Origin of the sequence: Ornithinimicrobium sediminis (assembly GCF_021272345.1) — a bacterium.
GTDB lineage: Bacteria > Actinomycetota > Actinomycetes > Actinomycetales > Dermatophilaceae > Ornithinicoccus > Ornithinicoccus sediminis_B.
This window is the reverse complement of sequence record NZ_JAJSDQ010000001.1, coordinates 909,082-923,851: the sequence shown is the minus strand read 5'-3', so window position 1 is coordinate 923,851 and position 14,770 is coordinate 909,082. Positions and strand designations below refer to the sequence as shown.

Annotated in this window: 15 protein-coding genes; 8 read left to right on the top strand and 7 right to left on the bottom strand. The window is 74.9% G+C overall.

Going from position 1 to position 14,770, the window contains the following annotated elements; translation table 11 throughout:
- Window positions 1-46: 46 nt before the first annotated feature.
- The 5 genes from LVO85_RS04235 to LVO85_RS04215 form a co-directional block, all read right to left on the bottom strand.
- Window positions 47-910 carry a hypothetical protein gene (locus tag LVO85_RS04235; protein ID WP_232746136.1) on the bottom strand — a complete coding sequence of 288 codons (864 nt, stop codon included), beginning with the start codon at window positions 908-910 and terminating at the stop codon, window positions 47-49.
- Entirely contained in the window at window positions 907-1,479 is a 573-nt protein-coding gene (locus LVO85_RS04230; RefSeq protein WP_232746135.1) for an RNA polymerase sigma factor, read from the bottom strand. The genes LVO85_RS04235 and LVO85_RS04230 overlap by 4 nt, the downstream gene beginning before the upstream one ends.
- A gap of 109 nt (window positions 1,480-1,588) precedes the next feature.
- Entirely contained in the window at window positions 1,589-2,362 is a 774-nt protein-coding gene (locus LVO85_RS04225; RefSeq protein WP_232746134.1) for an ABC transporter permease, read from the bottom strand.
- On the bottom strand, window positions 2,359-3,084 hold the full coding sequence (locus LVO85_RS04220; RefSeq protein WP_232746133.1) for an ABC transporter ATP-binding protein: 726 nt from the start codon (window positions 3,082-3,084) through the stop codon (window positions 2,359-2,361). The genes LVO85_RS04225 and LVO85_RS04220 overlap by 4 nt, the downstream gene beginning before the upstream one ends.
- Entirely contained in the window at window positions 3,081-3,653 is a 573-nt protein-coding gene (locus tag LVO85_RS04215) for a TetR/AcrR family transcriptional regulator (protein ID WP_232746132.1), read from the bottom strand. The genes LVO85_RS04220 and LVO85_RS04215 overlap by 4 nt, the downstream gene beginning before the upstream one ends.
- Window positions 3,654-3,768: 115 nt before the next feature.
- On the opposite strand from LVO85_RS04215, the gene hutH reads away from it, so the two are divergent.
- The 3 genes from hutH (at window position 3,769) to LVO85_RS04200 (ending at window position 8,256) form a co-directional block, all read left to right on the top strand.
- The gene (gene hutH / locus LVO85_RS04210; RefSeq protein ID WP_408637669.1) at window positions 3,769-5,343 is read left to right on the top strand and encodes a histidine ammonia-lyase; all 1,575 of its coding nucleotides are present in this window, start codon (window positions 3,769-3,771) and stop codon (window positions 5,341-5,343) included.
- 62 nt (window positions 5,344-5,405) lie between these two features.
- Window positions 5,406-7,061, top strand: a complete 1,656-nt coding sequence (hutU, locus tag LVO85_RS04205; RefSeq protein WP_232746130.1) for a urocanate hydratase — start codon at window positions 5,406-5,408, stop codon at window positions 7,059-7,061.
- 115 nt (window positions 7,062-7,176) lie between these two features.
- The gene (locus LVO85_RS04200; protein ID WP_456299704.1) at window positions 7,177-8,256 is read left to right on the top strand and encodes a DNA polymerase IV; all 1,080 of its coding nucleotides are present in this window, start codon (window positions 7,177-7,179) and stop codon (window positions 8,254-8,256) included.
- Window positions 8,257-8,311: 55 nt separating this feature from the next.
- Here LVO85_RS04200 and LVO85_RS04195 read toward each other — a convergent pair whose 3' ends face one another.
- Window positions 8,312-8,785: an aminoacyl-tRNA deacylase gene (locus LVO85_RS04195; protein ID WP_232746129.1), complete on the bottom strand. Its 474-nt coding sequence runs from the start codon at window positions 8,783-8,785 to the stop codon at window positions 8,312-8,314.
- Between the two features lie 25 nt (window positions 8,786-8,810).
- Complete coding sequence (locus LVO85_RS04190) at window positions 8,811-9,371, bottom strand: hypothetical protein (protein WP_232746128.1); 561 nt, start codon at window positions 9,369-9,371, stop codon at window positions 8,811-8,813.
- 204 nt (window positions 9,372-9,575) lie between these two features.
- On the opposite strand from LVO85_RS04190, the gene LVO85_RS04185 reads away from it, so the two are divergent.
- The 5 genes from LVO85_RS04185 (at window position 9,576) to LVO85_RS04165 (ending at window position 14,701) form a co-directional block, all read left to right on the top strand.
- Complete coding sequence (locus LVO85_RS04185) at window positions 9,576-10,808, top strand: allantoate amidohydrolase (RefSeq protein WP_232746127.1); 1,233 nt, start codon at window positions 9,576-9,578, stop codon at window positions 10,806-10,808.
- Window positions 10,805-12,160, top strand: coding sequence for a formimidoylglutamate deiminase (locus tag LVO85_RS04180; RefSeq protein WP_232746126.1), 1,356 nt, complete (start codon window positions 10,805-10,807; stop codon window positions 12,158-12,160). The genes LVO85_RS04185 and LVO85_RS04180 overlap by 4 nt, the downstream gene beginning before the upstream one ends.
- On the top strand, window positions 12,157-13,350 hold the full coding sequence (hutI, locus tag LVO85_RS04175; RefSeq protein WP_232746125.1) for an imidazolonepropionase: 1,194 nt from the start codon (window positions 12,157-12,159) through the stop codon (window positions 13,348-13,350). The genes LVO85_RS04180 and hutI overlap by 4 nt, the downstream gene beginning before the upstream one ends.
- A gap of 284 nt (window positions 13,351-13,634) precedes the next feature.
- Window positions 13,635-14,285: a dienelactone hydrolase family protein gene (locus LVO85_RS04170; protein WP_232746124.1), complete on the top strand. Its 651-nt coding sequence runs from the start codon at window positions 13,635-13,637 to the stop codon at window positions 14,283-14,285.
- 17 nt (window positions 14,286-14,302) lie between these two features.
- Window positions 14,303-14,701, top strand: a complete 399-nt coding sequence (locus tag LVO85_RS04165) for a DUF4333 domain-containing protein (RefSeq protein WP_232746123.1) — start codon at window positions 14,303-14,305, stop codon at window positions 14,699-14,701.
- Window positions 14,702-14,770: the final 69 nt, after the last annotated feature.

Genomic DNA, 14,770 nt, shown 5'->3' with positions numbered 1-14,770 from the left:
GCAGGCTGGGGACGGAGCCCACGCCTCCCCGTGGTCGGCAGGCCCCTTACCCGTCCGGCAGGAAAGGCAGCATCTGCTCGTAGGTGAGGCGGCGCACCGAGCCGTCGGCCAGCTCGACGCTGGCGCTCAGCGACAGGGGGTCCATGCCGACCTCGGGGTCGATCTCGGTCGGCCACCAGGCGGCCCAGTAGTCGCCGGACAGCGTCGCCGTGACGTCATGGCCGTCGGGGACGTGGACGGTGACGGCGGTGACGTCGGCTCCTGCTCGGCCGGTGATCGAGGAGTGGCTGCCTGCCGGGCCCGACCCCGTGCTCCAGCCGTAGCTGTCGACCCTGTCCCGGGCAAGCGCAGGCAGGTCGTCGACCACGGCGAGGCTGCCGGTGCCGTTGTCGTAGGAGCCGAGGAGCCGGGACACACCCTGTGCGTCGTGCAGCAGACACTCTCCGACGGCCCGGTCGCCGACGGCGACGACGGTGAAGGTCCACCGCCCGCGGCGCTCGGCCAGCACCAGCTCCGCTGCCGCGATCTCGTTGGTCGTGGGCAGGCCGAGCTCGTCTTCCTGGGGAGCGCCGGCGCTGTCGAGGAAGTCGACACACTCCCGGTGCGCAGCCTCCTGGTCGTCGTGCGGCACACCCGTCGGAGCGGACCTCCACGATGCGTACGCCGTGTCGCTGCTGCCCAGGTCCGGGCCGACGACGAGCAGCCCGGCCAGGCCGGCGGCGACCGGCAGGAGCCAGGCCCGTCGGCGTCGGCGGGGCCGTGGCACCGGGGCCGGGGGCGGCGTCCCGGCGGGCGCGGCGAGGATCCGGCCGAGGTCGGCGGTGGTGCGCTCCTGGTGGCCACGGGTGCCATCGGCGGGGTCCATCGTGCGCAGCAGCTCGTCGAGGTCGCGGTCGTCGAGGCGGGTCATGAGGTGGCTCCTGTGGCCGGACGGGTGATGGCGACGCGGTCAGCGGTCGCGGGGGTGGCGTCGAGATGACGACGCAGGGCGCGGCGTGCGCGCGACAGACGCAGGCGGTATGCCGTGGGAGTGACCCCCAGCACCGCCGCGGCCTGGGGGCCGGTGAGCCCGTCCCAGGCGGTGAGCGCGAGCGCCTCCTGGTCGACGGGTCGCAGCCGCCGCCAGGCGGCCGCGAGGTCGACCCGGTGAGCCACGTCCTCGGCGTCGAGCGTGACGCCGGGCGGCCGCGCGTCGGCGATGCGCACCCGGAGGGCCTCGCGACGCTGGTCCCCGCGGCGGGCGTTGGCCAGGCACCCGCGGGCGATGCCGAAGAGCCACGCGCGGGACTCGCCGTGGTCGGCCGGCACCTCGGCATACCGCCGCCACGCCACGAGGAAGGCGTCGGCGACGACGTCCTCCGCGTGCGAGGGGTGGCACCGGCGGTGCACGAAGCGCAGCACGTCGTCGTAGGTGCTGTCGTACCAGCCGCGGAAGCGCTCCGCCCGGGAGCGAGCCGGCTCCGGCCCGGTCGTCGTCATGTCAGGCACATGTCCGGCACCGGTGCAGGTGTGTCACGGCAGCACGTTCGCAGAGGTCGGGGGCGCGGCGTGGCATCGCACCCGCACAGTATGCCGTCGCGCAGGCCGGTCAGAGCGACAGCCGGTCCCAGGCCCGCAGGGTGAGGGCGGCCGCGGCGCCGGCCACCGGCACGACCAGCAGCAGCTGCAGGACCATCGCCGGGCCGACGGCGCCTGCCTGCGACACCCACCACCCGGGTGCGGCGAACGGGAACCAGCCCTCGGCCCCGAGCAGCACCGACAGCTGTGCCAGCACGACGAGGCCGACGGCGGCCCCGACCGCAGCGAGGTAGCCGCGGCTGCGGGTGGCGACCCAGGCGCAGGGGAGCGCCAGCCACGCGGTGAGCACGGTGACGCCGACGAGGGTGAGCGCCGGCCGCGCGACACCCCCGGCGCCGAACCCCTCGTCGCCGGCGAGGGCCAGCCCGACGCCCAGGGCGAGCACGCCGAGGGTGAGCGCGACCGCGACGGCCGCTGCCCACAGCAGGTAGAGGATGAGCTTGGCCCGGGCCACCGCGCGCAGGGACACCGGCCGCGCGAAGAGCGCCGACACGGTGCCGTCGGCGAACTCCCGCCCGTGCAGCCACCCGGCCATCACGCCGAAGCCGAGCAGCCCGCCGGCCGCCACGACCTGGCCGGCCAGACCGAGGAGCCCGGCCCATCCGCCGTCGCCCACGAAGACCTCCGACTTGGCGGCCAGGATGCCTCCGGCGCCGACGCTGGCCATCGAGGCACCGGTCACCGCGACCGTGCCGAGGCACAGCAGCAGCGTGGTGACGAGACCGACCGGCGAGTGGCGCACCTTCGTCCACTCGATGCCCAGCGCGGTCCTGGTGGCGCTCATCGCGCGGCCTCCACGTCGGCATACACCTGCTCGAAGAAGCGGCGCTCGATGTCGGTGCCGCCGGGGTCCAGGCTGCCGATGATGCGGCCTCCGTTGATGAGGCTGATGCGGGTGGCGATGCGGGCGACCTCGTCGAGGTGGTGGCTGGAGACCAGCACCGACGCCCCCTGCGCCGCGCGGGCCAGGACGGCGCGGCGCACCAGCACCACCCCCGCCGGGTCGAGCCCGTTGGTCGGCTCGTCCAGCACCAGCACGTCCGGGTCGGCCAGCAGCGCGCCGCCGAGCCCGAGCCGCTGCCGGTTGCCCAGCGACAGGGTGCGTGCCCGCCGACGCCACCACGGGGTGAGCGCGAGCTCCTCGGCGACGCGTGCTGCGGCGGCCCGGGCCGCGGGTCGGTCGAGGCCCGCGAGCAGGCCGGCGATGCGCAGGTTGTCGGCGACGCTGAGCTCGGGGTAGGCCAGCGGGCTCTCGACCAGGTGCCCGACGCCGCGCCAGCCCTCCGGGCGCATCGCGGGGACGGCGGTGCCGCGCACCCGTGCCACGCCCGCGCTCGGCCGGGTCATCCCGAGCAGCACCCGCATGAGCGTCGACTTGCCCGCGCCGTTGAGACCCACGAGCGCGTGGACCTCGCCCGGCTGCACCCTCAGGTCGACCCCGGCCAGGGCGGTGAGGTCGGCGTAGCGCTTGAGGACCCCCGCGAGCTCGAGGGCCGGGGTGGTCACGGAGCCACCTGGGTCGCAGCGCCCAGCCGCGGGCTGACCTGGGCGAGGGCACCGGTGACGAGGGTGTCCAGGCCGACGTCGTCACGCCGTCCCCACTCCAGGAGGGCAGCCATCAGCGCACCCATGCAGGCCCCGGCCGCCACCTGTGCCTCGTAGGCGGAGGCGCCTGCGCGGGTCAGCGCCTGGGCGACCACGTGCTGGGTCTGCTCGGTGTTCTCCCACATGTGGGCGCGCAGGGTGGTGCTGCCGGCGACCAGGCGGACCCGCCGCCAGGTGTCGTCGCGGTCGGGGGCCGGCAGCAGGGCCCAGGCGGCGGCCACCCCACCGCAGGCGCGGTCGAGGGCCGGCAGGTCTGCCGGCTGGGCGGCGACGAGCTCACCGATGAAGGGGTCGTAGGGGTCCTCCATCAGCACCGCGGCCTTCGTGGGGAAGTGGCGGAAGAAGGTCATCTGTGTCACCCCGGCGGTGGCGGCGATCTGCTCGACGGTCGTGGCGTCATACCCCTGGCGCTCGCAGAGGTCGAGCGCGGCGGACTGCAGCGCTGCCCGGGTGTGCTCGGCTCGTCCCACGGCTCCAATGTTAGTCACTAACATCTGATCGCGACAAGGAGGTGGGACCGGATGTCTCGTATCTGGGACACAACACGTCCGTGCGGCACCCCGTGCAGGCCCGCCCGGCGGTGCAATGGAGGACATGAGCATCGTTGCCCCGCACAGCACCGCCGTCGTCACGGTCGGCGTCGGCCCTCTCAGCCTCGAGGGCGTCATGGCCGTCGCCCGGCACGGTGCCGGGGTCGACATCGCCGACGAGGCGCTCTCGGCGGTCGCTGCCAGCCGGGAGGTCATCGAGCGGCTGGCCGACGACCCGCAGCCGCACTACGGCATCTCCACCGGCTTCGGGGCGCTGGCCACCACGCACATCCCGGTCGGCCGGCGCGCCCAGCTGCAGCGCAGCCTGGTGCGCTCGCACGCCGCCGGCTCCGGCCCCGAGGTCGAGCGGGAGGTCGTGCGGGCCACCATGCTGCTGCGCCTGTCGACCCTGGCCACCGGTCGCACCGGGGTGCGGGTCGAGACGGCCCAGGCGTATGCCGCGCTGCTCACCGCCGGCATCACGCCGGTGGTGCACGAGTACGGCTCCCTCGGGTGCTCCGGCGACCTCGCGCCGCTGGCCCACTGCGCGCTGGCGGTGACGGGGGAGGGGCAGGTGCGCGACGCCGACGGCGTGCTCCGCGAGGCCGCCGACGCCCTGGCGCAGGCCGGCATCACCCCCGTCGAGCTGGCCGACAAGGAGGGGCTGGCCCTCATCAACGGCACCGACGGCATGCTCGGACAGCTGCTGCTGGCGCTGCACGACCTCGACCGGCTGCTCGTCACCGCCGACATCGCGGCGGCGATGAGCGTCGAGGGCCAGCTGGGCACCGACGACGTCTTCGCCGACGACCTGCAGGCGCTGCGGCCGCACCCGGGCCAGCGCCTCTCGGCGGCCAACCTGCGGGCCATGATGGCCGGCAGCCCCATCCGGGAGAGCCACCGCACCGACGACTGCACCCGGGTGCAGGACGCCTACTCGCTGCGCTGCAGCCCCCAGGTGCACGGCGCCGCCCGGGACACCGTCGAGCACGCCCGCACCGTCGCCGGCCGTGAGCTGGCCTCGGCGGTCGACAACCCGGTGGTCACGCCCGACGGCCGGGTGGAGTCCAACGGCAACTTCCACGGCGCCCCGGTGGGATACGTGCTCGACTTCCTGGCCATCGTCGTCGCCGACCTGGCCAGCATCTCCGAGCGGCGCACCGACCGCTTCCTGGACGTGGCCCGCAGCCACGGGCTGCCGCCCTTCCTCGCCGACGACCCCGGTGTCGACTCCGGGCACATGATCGCGCAGTACACCCAGGCCGGCATCGTCTCCGAGCTCAAGCGGCTCGCCGCCCCGGCCAGCGTCGACTCCATCCCCTCCTCGGCGATGCAGGAGGACCACGTGTCGATGGGCTGGTCGGCCGCCCGCAAGCTGCGCCGCGCCCTCGACGGGCTCACCCGGGTGCTCGCCGTCGAGGTGCTCACCGCCGCGCGGGCCCTCGACCTGCGGGCGCCCCTGACGCCGGCCCCGGCGACCACCGCGGTCGTCAGCGCCCTGCGCAGCGCCGGCATCGCCGGGCCCGGGCCCGACCGGCACCTGTCACCCGAGATCAGCACGGCCGTCGACCTCGTCGCCTCCGGCGCGGTCCGCCGTGCCGCCGAGCAGGCCACCGGCCCGCTCACCTGACCCCACCCGACCGCAGCCCGACCCCGTCGCCCGAGCGCACGGCATACAGCAAGGAGATCGTCATGGAAGGCGCCCGCCCCGTCCGTGCCCCCCGCGGCACCACCCTCACCGCCCGGTCCTGGGCCACCGAGGCGCCGCTGCGGATGCTGATGAACAACCTCGACCCCGAGGTCGCCGAGCGCCCCGACGACCTCGTCGTCTACGGCGGCACCGGCCGGGCCGCGCGCGACTGGCGCAGCTTCGACGCCATGGTGCGCACCCTCACCGACCTGCGCGAGGACGAGACCATGCTGGTGCAGTCGGGGCGGCCGGTCGGTGTCATGCGCACCCACGAGTGGGCGCCGCGGGTGCTCATCGCCAACTCCAACCTGGTCGGCGACTGGGCGACCTGGCCGGAGTTCCGGCGCCTGGAGCACCTCGGCCTGACGATGTACGGCCAGATGACCGCCGGGTCGTGGATCTACATCGGCACCCAGGGCATCCTGCAGGGCACCTACGAGACCTTCGCCGCGGTGGCCGCCAAGCGGTATGCCGGGACGCTCGCCGGCACGCTGACCCTCACCGGGGGCTGTGGTGGCATGGGCGGGGCCCAGCCGCTGGCGGTGACGCTCAACGGCGGGACCTGCCTCATCGTCGACGTCGACGAGGCACGGCTGCGCCGCCGGGTGCACTCGCGCTACCTCGACGAGGTGGCCGGCTCGCTGGACGCCGCGGTGGAGCGGGTGCTCGCCGCCAAAGCCGCGCACGAGGCGGTGTCGGTCGGTGTCGTCGGCAACGCCGCCGAGGTGTTCCCCGAGCTGCTGCGCCGCGGGGTCGACATCGACATCGTCACCGACCAGACCTCGGCGCACGACCCGCTGTCCTACCTGCCCGTCGGGGTCGCGCTGGAGGACTGGGCGGAGTATGCGGAGAAGAAGCCCGAGGAGTTCACCGAGCGCGCGCAGGAGTCCATGGCCCGGCACGTCGAGGCCATGGTCGGCTTCCTGGACGGCGGCGCCGAGGTGTTCGACTACGGCAACTCGATCCGCGACGAGGCGCGCCAGGGCGGCTTCGACCGGGCCTTCGACTTCCCCGGCTTCGTGCCCGCCTACATCCGGCCGCTGTTCTGCGAGGGCAAGGGCCCGTTCCGCTGGGCCGCGCTGTCGGGCAACCCGAAGGACATCGCCGCCACCGACCGCGCCGTGATGGACCTCTTCCCGGACAACGACCACCTGCAGAAGTGGCTGCGGGGTGCGCAGGACCGCGTGGCCTTCGAGGGCCTGCCCGCCCGCATCTGCTGGCTGGGCTACGGCGAGCGGGACAGGGCGGGCCTGAGGTTCAACGACATGGTCGCCTCCGGCGAGGTCGAGGCCCCGATCGTCATCGGCCGCGACCACCTCGACTGCGGGTCGGTCGCCAGCCCCTACCGGGAGACCGAGGCGATGGCCGACGGCTCCGACGCCATCGCCGACTGGCCGCTGCTCAACGCCCTGGTCAACACGGCATCGGGGGCCTCGTGGGTGTCGATCCACCACGGCGGCGGCGTCGGCATCGGCCGCTCGCTGCACGCCGGTCAGGTGTCCGTCGCCGACGGCACCGACCTGGCCCGGCAGAAGCTCGAGCGGGTGCTGACGAACGACCCCGGCATGGGCGTCGTCCGGCACTGCGACGCCGGCTACGAGCGCGCCGACGGGGTCGCCGCCGAGCGTGGTGTGCGGGTGCCGATGCGCGAGGGCTGACGCCGGTCCTCCTCACGCGTGTCCTTGGGGTGTGCAGAAGGGGTCACCGGGAGCCACTTCTGCACACCGCAGTCGGGCGAGGGCCGGTGCATGGGGGCTCGGGCACACTGGGCAGGTGGGTGAGCCGGAGCGGCCCTGGGTGCTGCACGTCGACCTCGACCAGTTCGTCGCGGCGGTCGAGGTGCTGCGGCGGCCCGAGCTCGCCGGCCGGCAGGTCATCGTCGGCGGCCGGGGCGACCCGAGCGAGCGCGCGGTGGTCTCGACGGCGTCCTACGAGGCCCGGGCGCTGGGCGTCGGCTCCGGTATGCCCCTGCGCATCGCCGCCCGCAAGGCACCCGAGGCGGTGCTGCTCCCGGTGGACAAGGAGGCCTACGACGCCGCGTCCGCCGAGGTCATGGGCACCTTGCGGGACCTGCCGGGGGCCACGGTGCAGGTGCTCGGGTGGGACGAGGCGTTCGTCGGCGTCCGGGTCGCCGACCCCGAGGCGTATGCCGTGGCGCTGCAGCAGGCGGTGCTGGCTCGCACCCGGCTGCACTGCACGGTCGGCATCGGTGACACCCTGGTGCGGGCCAAGGTCGCGACGGGCTTCGGCAAGCCGCGCGGGGTGTTCCGGCTCACCGAGGCGACCTGGCTCGAGGTGATGGGTGGTCGGCCGACGGTCGACCTGTGGGGTGTGGGCACCAAGGTGTCGCGGCGGCTGGCCGAACACGGCATCAGCACGGTGGCCGAGCTGGCTGCCGCCGACCTCGACATGCTGACGGGCGAGTTCGGCCCCCGCATGGGTGAGTGGTACTGCCTGCTCGGCCGGGGTGAGGGCGCGAGCCAGGTGGACGACACCCCGTGGGTCGCCCGCGGGCACAGCCGCGAGACGACATACCAGCAGGACCTCACCGAGCCCGGGCAGGTCCTGGAGGCCGTGCGCGAGCTGACCCTGTCCGTGCTGCAGGACGTCGCCGCCGAGGGTCGGCCGGTCGTGCGGGTGACGCTCAAGGTGCGCTACGCGCCGTTCGTCACGACCACCTTCGGTCACAAGATCCCGCCGACCCATGACCCGGACGTGGTGATGTCGGCTGCGCTGGAGCTGGCCGGGCGGATCGAGCCGGAGCGGCCGGTCCGGCTGCTCGGCGTGCGGGCCGAGATGACGATGCCGGAGGAGGCCCGGACGGGGCACACGCCGACGCGCAGCGGCTGGTGAGGTGCAGTCTGCCTGGCAACGCGGGTGGTGGGGGTGCAGTCTCCCTGGCAACGCGTCAGGCGGGGTCGGTGACGTCGGCGATGTCGGCGTCGAGCACCCGGATGACCTCGTCCGCCCGCACGGTCACGGCGACGCCATGGGCACCGGCGCCCAGGGAGATCCGGCGCTCGGGGTCGCCGGCCAGGGTCTCGTCGGCCACGACGGGCCAGGCGCGCTCGGAGCCGAAGGGGGTGATGGTGCCGCGTTCGTAGCCCGTCGCCTCCTTGGCCGTCGCTGCGTCGGGCATCGACAGGCGGTTGACGTGCAGGAGCGCACGCAGCTTGGGCCAGGCGATCTCGCGGTCTCCGGGCACCAGCACGAAGACGAAGTCGTCGTCGCCCCGGCGCACCACGATCGTCTTGACCAGGTCACGCGGCTCGATCCCCCGGGCGGCGGCCGCCTCGGCGAGGCTGGACACCCGGCCGTGCCGGGTCACCGTGTGCTCCAGCCCGGCTGCCTCGACCGCCTCCAGGGCACGCTGCTCGCTCATGGCCCCACCGTAGGGCAGTGACCCGTCAGCCTGCCTGGGCCTCGGACGCGACCGGAGTGGTGCCACCCTCGGCCGCCCGTCCCAGGTGCCCACCCAGGAAACCGCCGGCGATGAGCGCGACACTGCCCAGCCGTGCCAGGTTGACTCCGGCACGCTGGTGCCCCCGGGTCCAGGCTGTCCACGACGCGACGTAGATGCCGGTCGCGACCGCGTTGGCGGCGGCATGCACCACTCCCACGCGGCGCAGCTCGCGGGGCTTGGCGTTCCACCGACCCCAGCCGGTGAGCCCGGTCGGCAGGGCGCTCACGATGCCGAGGCCGACCAGACGCCGTGCGGCGACCCGGGAGGGCTCGTCGTCGTAGAGGTCGAGGAACTGCGCCATGAACCAGGCTCCGAAGGGCACGTCGGTGGCGATCGTGTGCGCGGGCACGCCGGTGGTGTCGCCGTCCATGAACCGTCGCACCGGCTCCAGCGCCACCAACCGTCCCGCGAGCGGGGCTGCCCGGTCCACCATCGGGTCGAGTGCCTCGGCTTGCTCGATGCGACCCACGGCACGCAGGTACAGGTTGTCAGCGACGTCGGCCACGGCAGCCTCCTTCACCATGCTCGTCCCGGCCCGAAGGATGTCTCTCGACGCTACGCCTCGTCCCGTGCGCTGCGCCAGCACCGTTCGACGCTCGGGGGCGACAGCCTCGCCCGCGTGTGTCTCATACCTGGGACAGTGCTGTCCGGGTGACCCGCCCTTCGGTGCCCCTGGAGCGGCAGACTGGCCACGTCGAGAGGACAGCGGATGAGTGTGGTCGAGACGTTCGACGCCATGTGGGCCGAGCTCGCGGAGATCGGGCGGGGGCCCTCGGGCGGCTACCGCCGGTTCGCCTGGACGCCCGAGGACCGGCAGCTGCGCGAGTGGTTCGCGGGGGAGTGCGCGCGCCGGGGCCTGGACCTCACCGAGGACCGGATGGGCAACCAGTGGGCGTGGTGGGGCGACCCCGACGCCGCGCTGGCCGCCGGCAGCAGCGGCGTGGCCATCGGCTCCCACCTGGACTCCGTGCCCGACGGCGGGGCGTATGACGGCCCGTTGGGTGTGGTCTCCGCGCTGGCGGTCGTCGACGCGCTGCGCGAGCAGGGCGTCACCCCGGCGAGGCCCCTGGCCGTCGTGAGCTTCGTGGACGAGGAGGGCGCGCGGTTCGGCGTGGCCTGTGCCGGCTCCCGCGTGGTCACCGGCGCGATGTCCCCCGAGCGCGCGCTCGGCCTGACCGACGAGGACGGCGTGAGCATGGCCGAGGCGCTGCGCGCGGCCGGGCGTGACCCCGCCGGCATCGGGCCCGACCCGCAGACCCTGCGCCGGGTCGGTGCCTTCGTCGAGCTGCACGTCGAGCAGGGCCGCGGCCTGGTCGACCTCGGGGTGCCGGTGGCTGTCGCAAGCGACATCTGGCCGCACGGCCGGTGGCGGTTCGACTTCCCCGGTGAGGCCAACCACGCCGGCACCACCCGCCTGGAGGACCGGCGCGACGCGATGCTCGGCTACGCCGACCTCGTGCTGTCCGCCCGGCACGCGGCGACGCGCACCGGCTGCGTCGCCACGGTCGGCAAGGTCGCCGTCGAGCCCGGCGGGGTCAACGCGATCGCCAGCCGTGTCACCGGCTGGCTCGACAGCCGTGGTCCCGACGCCGACGCGGTGCGCGCCACCGTGGCCGAGCTCACCGAGCGGGCGGGGGACTTCGGGGCCACGGTGACGCAGGAGTCGTGGACCCCCGCCACCCCCTTCGACCCCGCGCTCAGCGACCGGCTGCGCTCTGTGCTGGCCAGCGACGCGGCGCTGAGCGTCCCGGTGCTCGGCACGGGGGCCGGCCACGACGCCGGCATCCTGGCCACGGCGGGCATCCCGGCGGCCATGCTCTTCGTGCGCAACCCCACCGGCGTCTCGCACAGCCCCGCCGAGCACGCCGAGCGGGCTGACTGTCACGCCGGAGTGGCCGCGCTGACCCGGTGCGTCGCCGACCTGGTGCAGGGGCCGGCATGAGGTGGCACGCGGCCTACGCGCACCTGCCCGGCGGCCTGGCCCGCGACGTGCTGCTCGAGGCCGAGGCCGGCCGGCTCACCGGCATCAGCACCGGGGTCGGGGCCACGGAGGCTGCGGCCAGCGGTGCCGAGCGGCTGCCCGGGGTCGTGCTGCCCGGGCTCGCCAACTGCCACAGCCACGCGTTCCACCGGGCCCTGCGCGGCCGCACCCACGCCGGCGGCGGCACCTTCTGGACGTGGCGCGAGGCCATGTATGCCGTGGCGGGGCGCCTGGAGCCGGACAGCTACCTCGACCTGGCGCGGGCGACCTACGCCGAGATGGCACTCGCCGGGGTGACGGCGGTCGGGGAGTTCCACTACCTGCACCACCGCCCGGACGGCCGTCCCTACGACGAGCCCGACGCGATGGGGCAGGCGCTGGTGCAGGCCGCCGCCGAGGCGGGGGTGCGGCTGACCCTGCTGGACACCTGCTACCTCGCCGGCGGGCTCGGGGCCGACGGGCACCTGCCGCTGGCACCCGAGCAGCGCCGGTTCGGCGACGGTGACGTCGAGGGCTGGGTGGCCCGCACCGCAGGCCGGCGCGACCACCGCGACGGCGGCCCGGCACACCTGCGGTCCGGGGCGGCCCTGCACTCGGTGCGGGCCGTGCCCCGGGCGGCCCTCGCCCGGGTGGCGCAGGAGGCCCGCCGCCGGGACGACCCGCTGCACGTGCACCTCTCGGAGCAGCCGGCCGAGAACGAGGCGTGTCGCACGGCATACGGCCTCACCCCGACCGGCCTGCTCGCGGCCGAGGGCGTGCTGGGGGAGGGCCTGAGCGTCGTGCACGCCACGCACCTCACCGACGACGACACCGCGCTGCTGGGCGCGGCCGGGGTCACCGCGTGCTTCTGCCCGACCACGGAGCGCGACCTCGCCGACGGCATCGGCCCGGCACGGGCGCTGCTGGACGCCGGGGCGCGGCTGTCGCTGGGCTCCGACCAGCACGCGGTCGTCGACCTGCTCGAGGAGGCGCGGGCCCTGGAGATGCACGAGCGGCTGGCGACCCACCAGCGGGGGCGCTTCTCCCCCGGGCAGCTGCTCGACGCGGCGACCGCGCACGACACCATCGGCTGGCCGGACGCCGGGAGGCTCGCCGTCGGAGCGCGCGCCGACCTCGTCGCGGTGCGCCTCGACACGGTGCGCACCGCCGGCAGCGACCCCGCTCAGGTGCTGCTCTCGGCGACGGCCGCCGACGTCGACACCGTCGTGGTCGACGGGCGCACGGTCGTCAGCGAGGGCCGGCACACCCTCGGTGACGTCGGCCACCTGCTGGCCCAGGCGGTGTCCTCGCTCTGGGCTACGGTCGGCCCATGAGCATCCTCATCACCGGGGTCCGGCAGCTGCTGACGGTCGACGACGAGCACCTCGACGCCGACCACAGCGACGGTCTCGGCATCATCGACGACGCGGCGGTCGTCATCGGCACGGCCTACGAGGACACCGCCTCCACGGTGCAGTGGGTCGGCCGCGCGGCGGACGCCCCCGAAGCCGACTGGTCGGTCGACCTGGGCGGCAAGACGGTGCTGCCCGGCTTCGTCGACAGCCACAGCCACCTGGTGTTCGCCGGCGACCGGTCCGCGGAGTTCGCGGCCCGGATGACGGGCGTGCCCTACGACGGCGGAGGCATCGCGACCACGGTCGAGGCCACCCGGGCCGCCGACGACCAGACGCTGCGCACCCTGCTGCGCGGCCGGGTCGAGGAGATGCGCTCGCAGGGCACGACGACGGTCGAGGTCAAGAGCGGCTACGGGCTCGACGTCGAGCACGAGACCCGGCTGCTGAAGCTGGCCGCCGAGGTCACCGACGAGGTCACCTTCCTCGGTGGGCACGTGCTGCCCCCGGGCACCGAGGGTGCGGCCGAGCGGGCCGCCTACGTCGAGCTGGTGAGCGGGGCCATGCTGCAGGAGGCGCGCCCCTACGCCCGCTGGGTCGACGTGTTCTGCGAGCCGCACAGCCGGCACGCCTTCGACGCCGACGAGGCACGCACGATCCTGCAGGCGGGCGCGGCCGCCGGGCTGCAGCTGCGCGTGCACGGCAACCAGCTGGGCCACGGCCCGGGCGTGCAGCTCGCGGTGGAGCTCGGCGCGGCCAGCGTCGACCACTGCACCTACCTGAGCGACGCCGACGTGGAGGCACTGGCCGGCGGCACGACCGTCGCGACCCTGCTGCCGGGGGTGGAGTTCTCCACCCGCTCGCCCTACCCGGACGCCCGGCGGCTCCTCGACGCCGGCGTCGCGGTGGCCCTGGCCAGCGACTGCAACCCCGGCACCTGCGCCTCGTCCTCGATGCCGCTGATGGTCGCCCTGGCCGTGCGCGAGATGGGGATGAGCCCGGCCGAGGCCGTGCGTGCGGCCACGCTGGGCGGCGCGCAGGCCCTGCGCCGCGAGGACGTCGGGCGGGTGCGGGTCGGCGGGCCGGCCGACCTCGCGGTCGTCGACGCCCCGAGCTACCTGCACCTGCCCTACCGCGTCGGCGTGCCCCTCGTGCGCACCCTCGAGGTCTGACCTCCGTCCACACGCAGGAGCCCCGCACCGGGGTCCGGCGCGGGGCTCGTGGTCGTCCTGTCAGAGCAGGATGATGAGAAGGATGATGAGAAGGAGGGTTCCGACTCCGATACCGATGTACATATGGTCCTCCTCTCCTGGTGTGCGCGACCGTGGCCGCCTCTCTCCGTCCCCCAAGAGTCCCAGCGGTCACAGGGGTCGGCAACCGCAGAGTGAGGTCGGCGGCTACGGAGCGCTGTCACGCCATCAGGCGGGACCCAGGTCGGCTGGCTAGCGTGACTAGGGTGTTCGCCACCTCCCGCACCGACTCGCCCGACGGCGCCTCCCTGCGCTGGGTCCACCGCCCCGCCGACCCGCGCGGGGTGGTCCTCGTGCTGCACGGCGGCCAGAGCGCCGGGTCCGAGCCCACCAGCTGGCGCCAGCTCTCGGTGCTGCGGGCACGGCTCTTCGCCACCGCCATCGCCCGGCCCGCCCGCTCGCAGCAGGTCGCGGTCGCCTTCCTGCGGTATGCCGTGCGCGGCTGGAACGGCGGGTCGCCGGTCACCGACGGCCGGTGGGCCATGGAGCAGCTGCGGCAGCTGCACCCGGACGTGCCGGTCGGGCTGTTCGGCTACTCCATGGGCGGCCGGGTGGCCCTGCGGCTGACAGGTGACCCGGCGGTGCGCTCCCTGGTGACCGCAGCGGCGTGGGTGGAGTCGGCCGACCTGCGGCACGTCGACGCGGCACCGGGCCTCGACGCGCTGCTGCTGCACGGCTCGCAGGACCGCGTCACCTCCCCGCAGGGCAGCGCGGTCGCGGCCCAGCACCTGCAGGGCCAGGGCGCGAGGGCACGGGTGCAGACCGACCTGGACGACACCCACGCCATGATGCGGCACGCCCGCACCTGGCACACCCGGGCCGCGGAGCACCTGGTGGGAGCACTCGTCGAGGCGTGAGGGCTATCTTGGGGCGCATGGCCCGGTCGACCTCCCGCTCCCGACGCCGCGCGGCGCCTGCCGGCGCACTGGCCGCGCTGGTGCTGCTCGCCGGCTGTGCCCAGGAGGTGGGGGCGAGCGAGGTCGAGCAGAGCATCCGTGAGGCGATGGCCGGCCAGCAGGTGATGATCGACTCGGTCGAGTGCCCCAGCGGGCTGCCGGCCGAGGAGGACGCCGTCATCATCTGCCCGGTGACGGTGTTCGGGGTGGACGACGCCGGCGACCCCATCGACCGCATCCGGGTGCGGGTGACCTCGGTCGAGGGCACCGAGGTGCGCTACCGGCTCGAGCCGCTGGCCGAGGGGGTGCCCGACGACGCCGAGCCGGAGGACGGCCCCCCCGACGACACCGGCGACACCGACGACACCGAGGGCTGAGCAGCGCCGGGTGGTCCGGCGGCACAGGCCATCCCCCTCGCGGGGCGGCAGGCCACGCCTCTCGCGCTG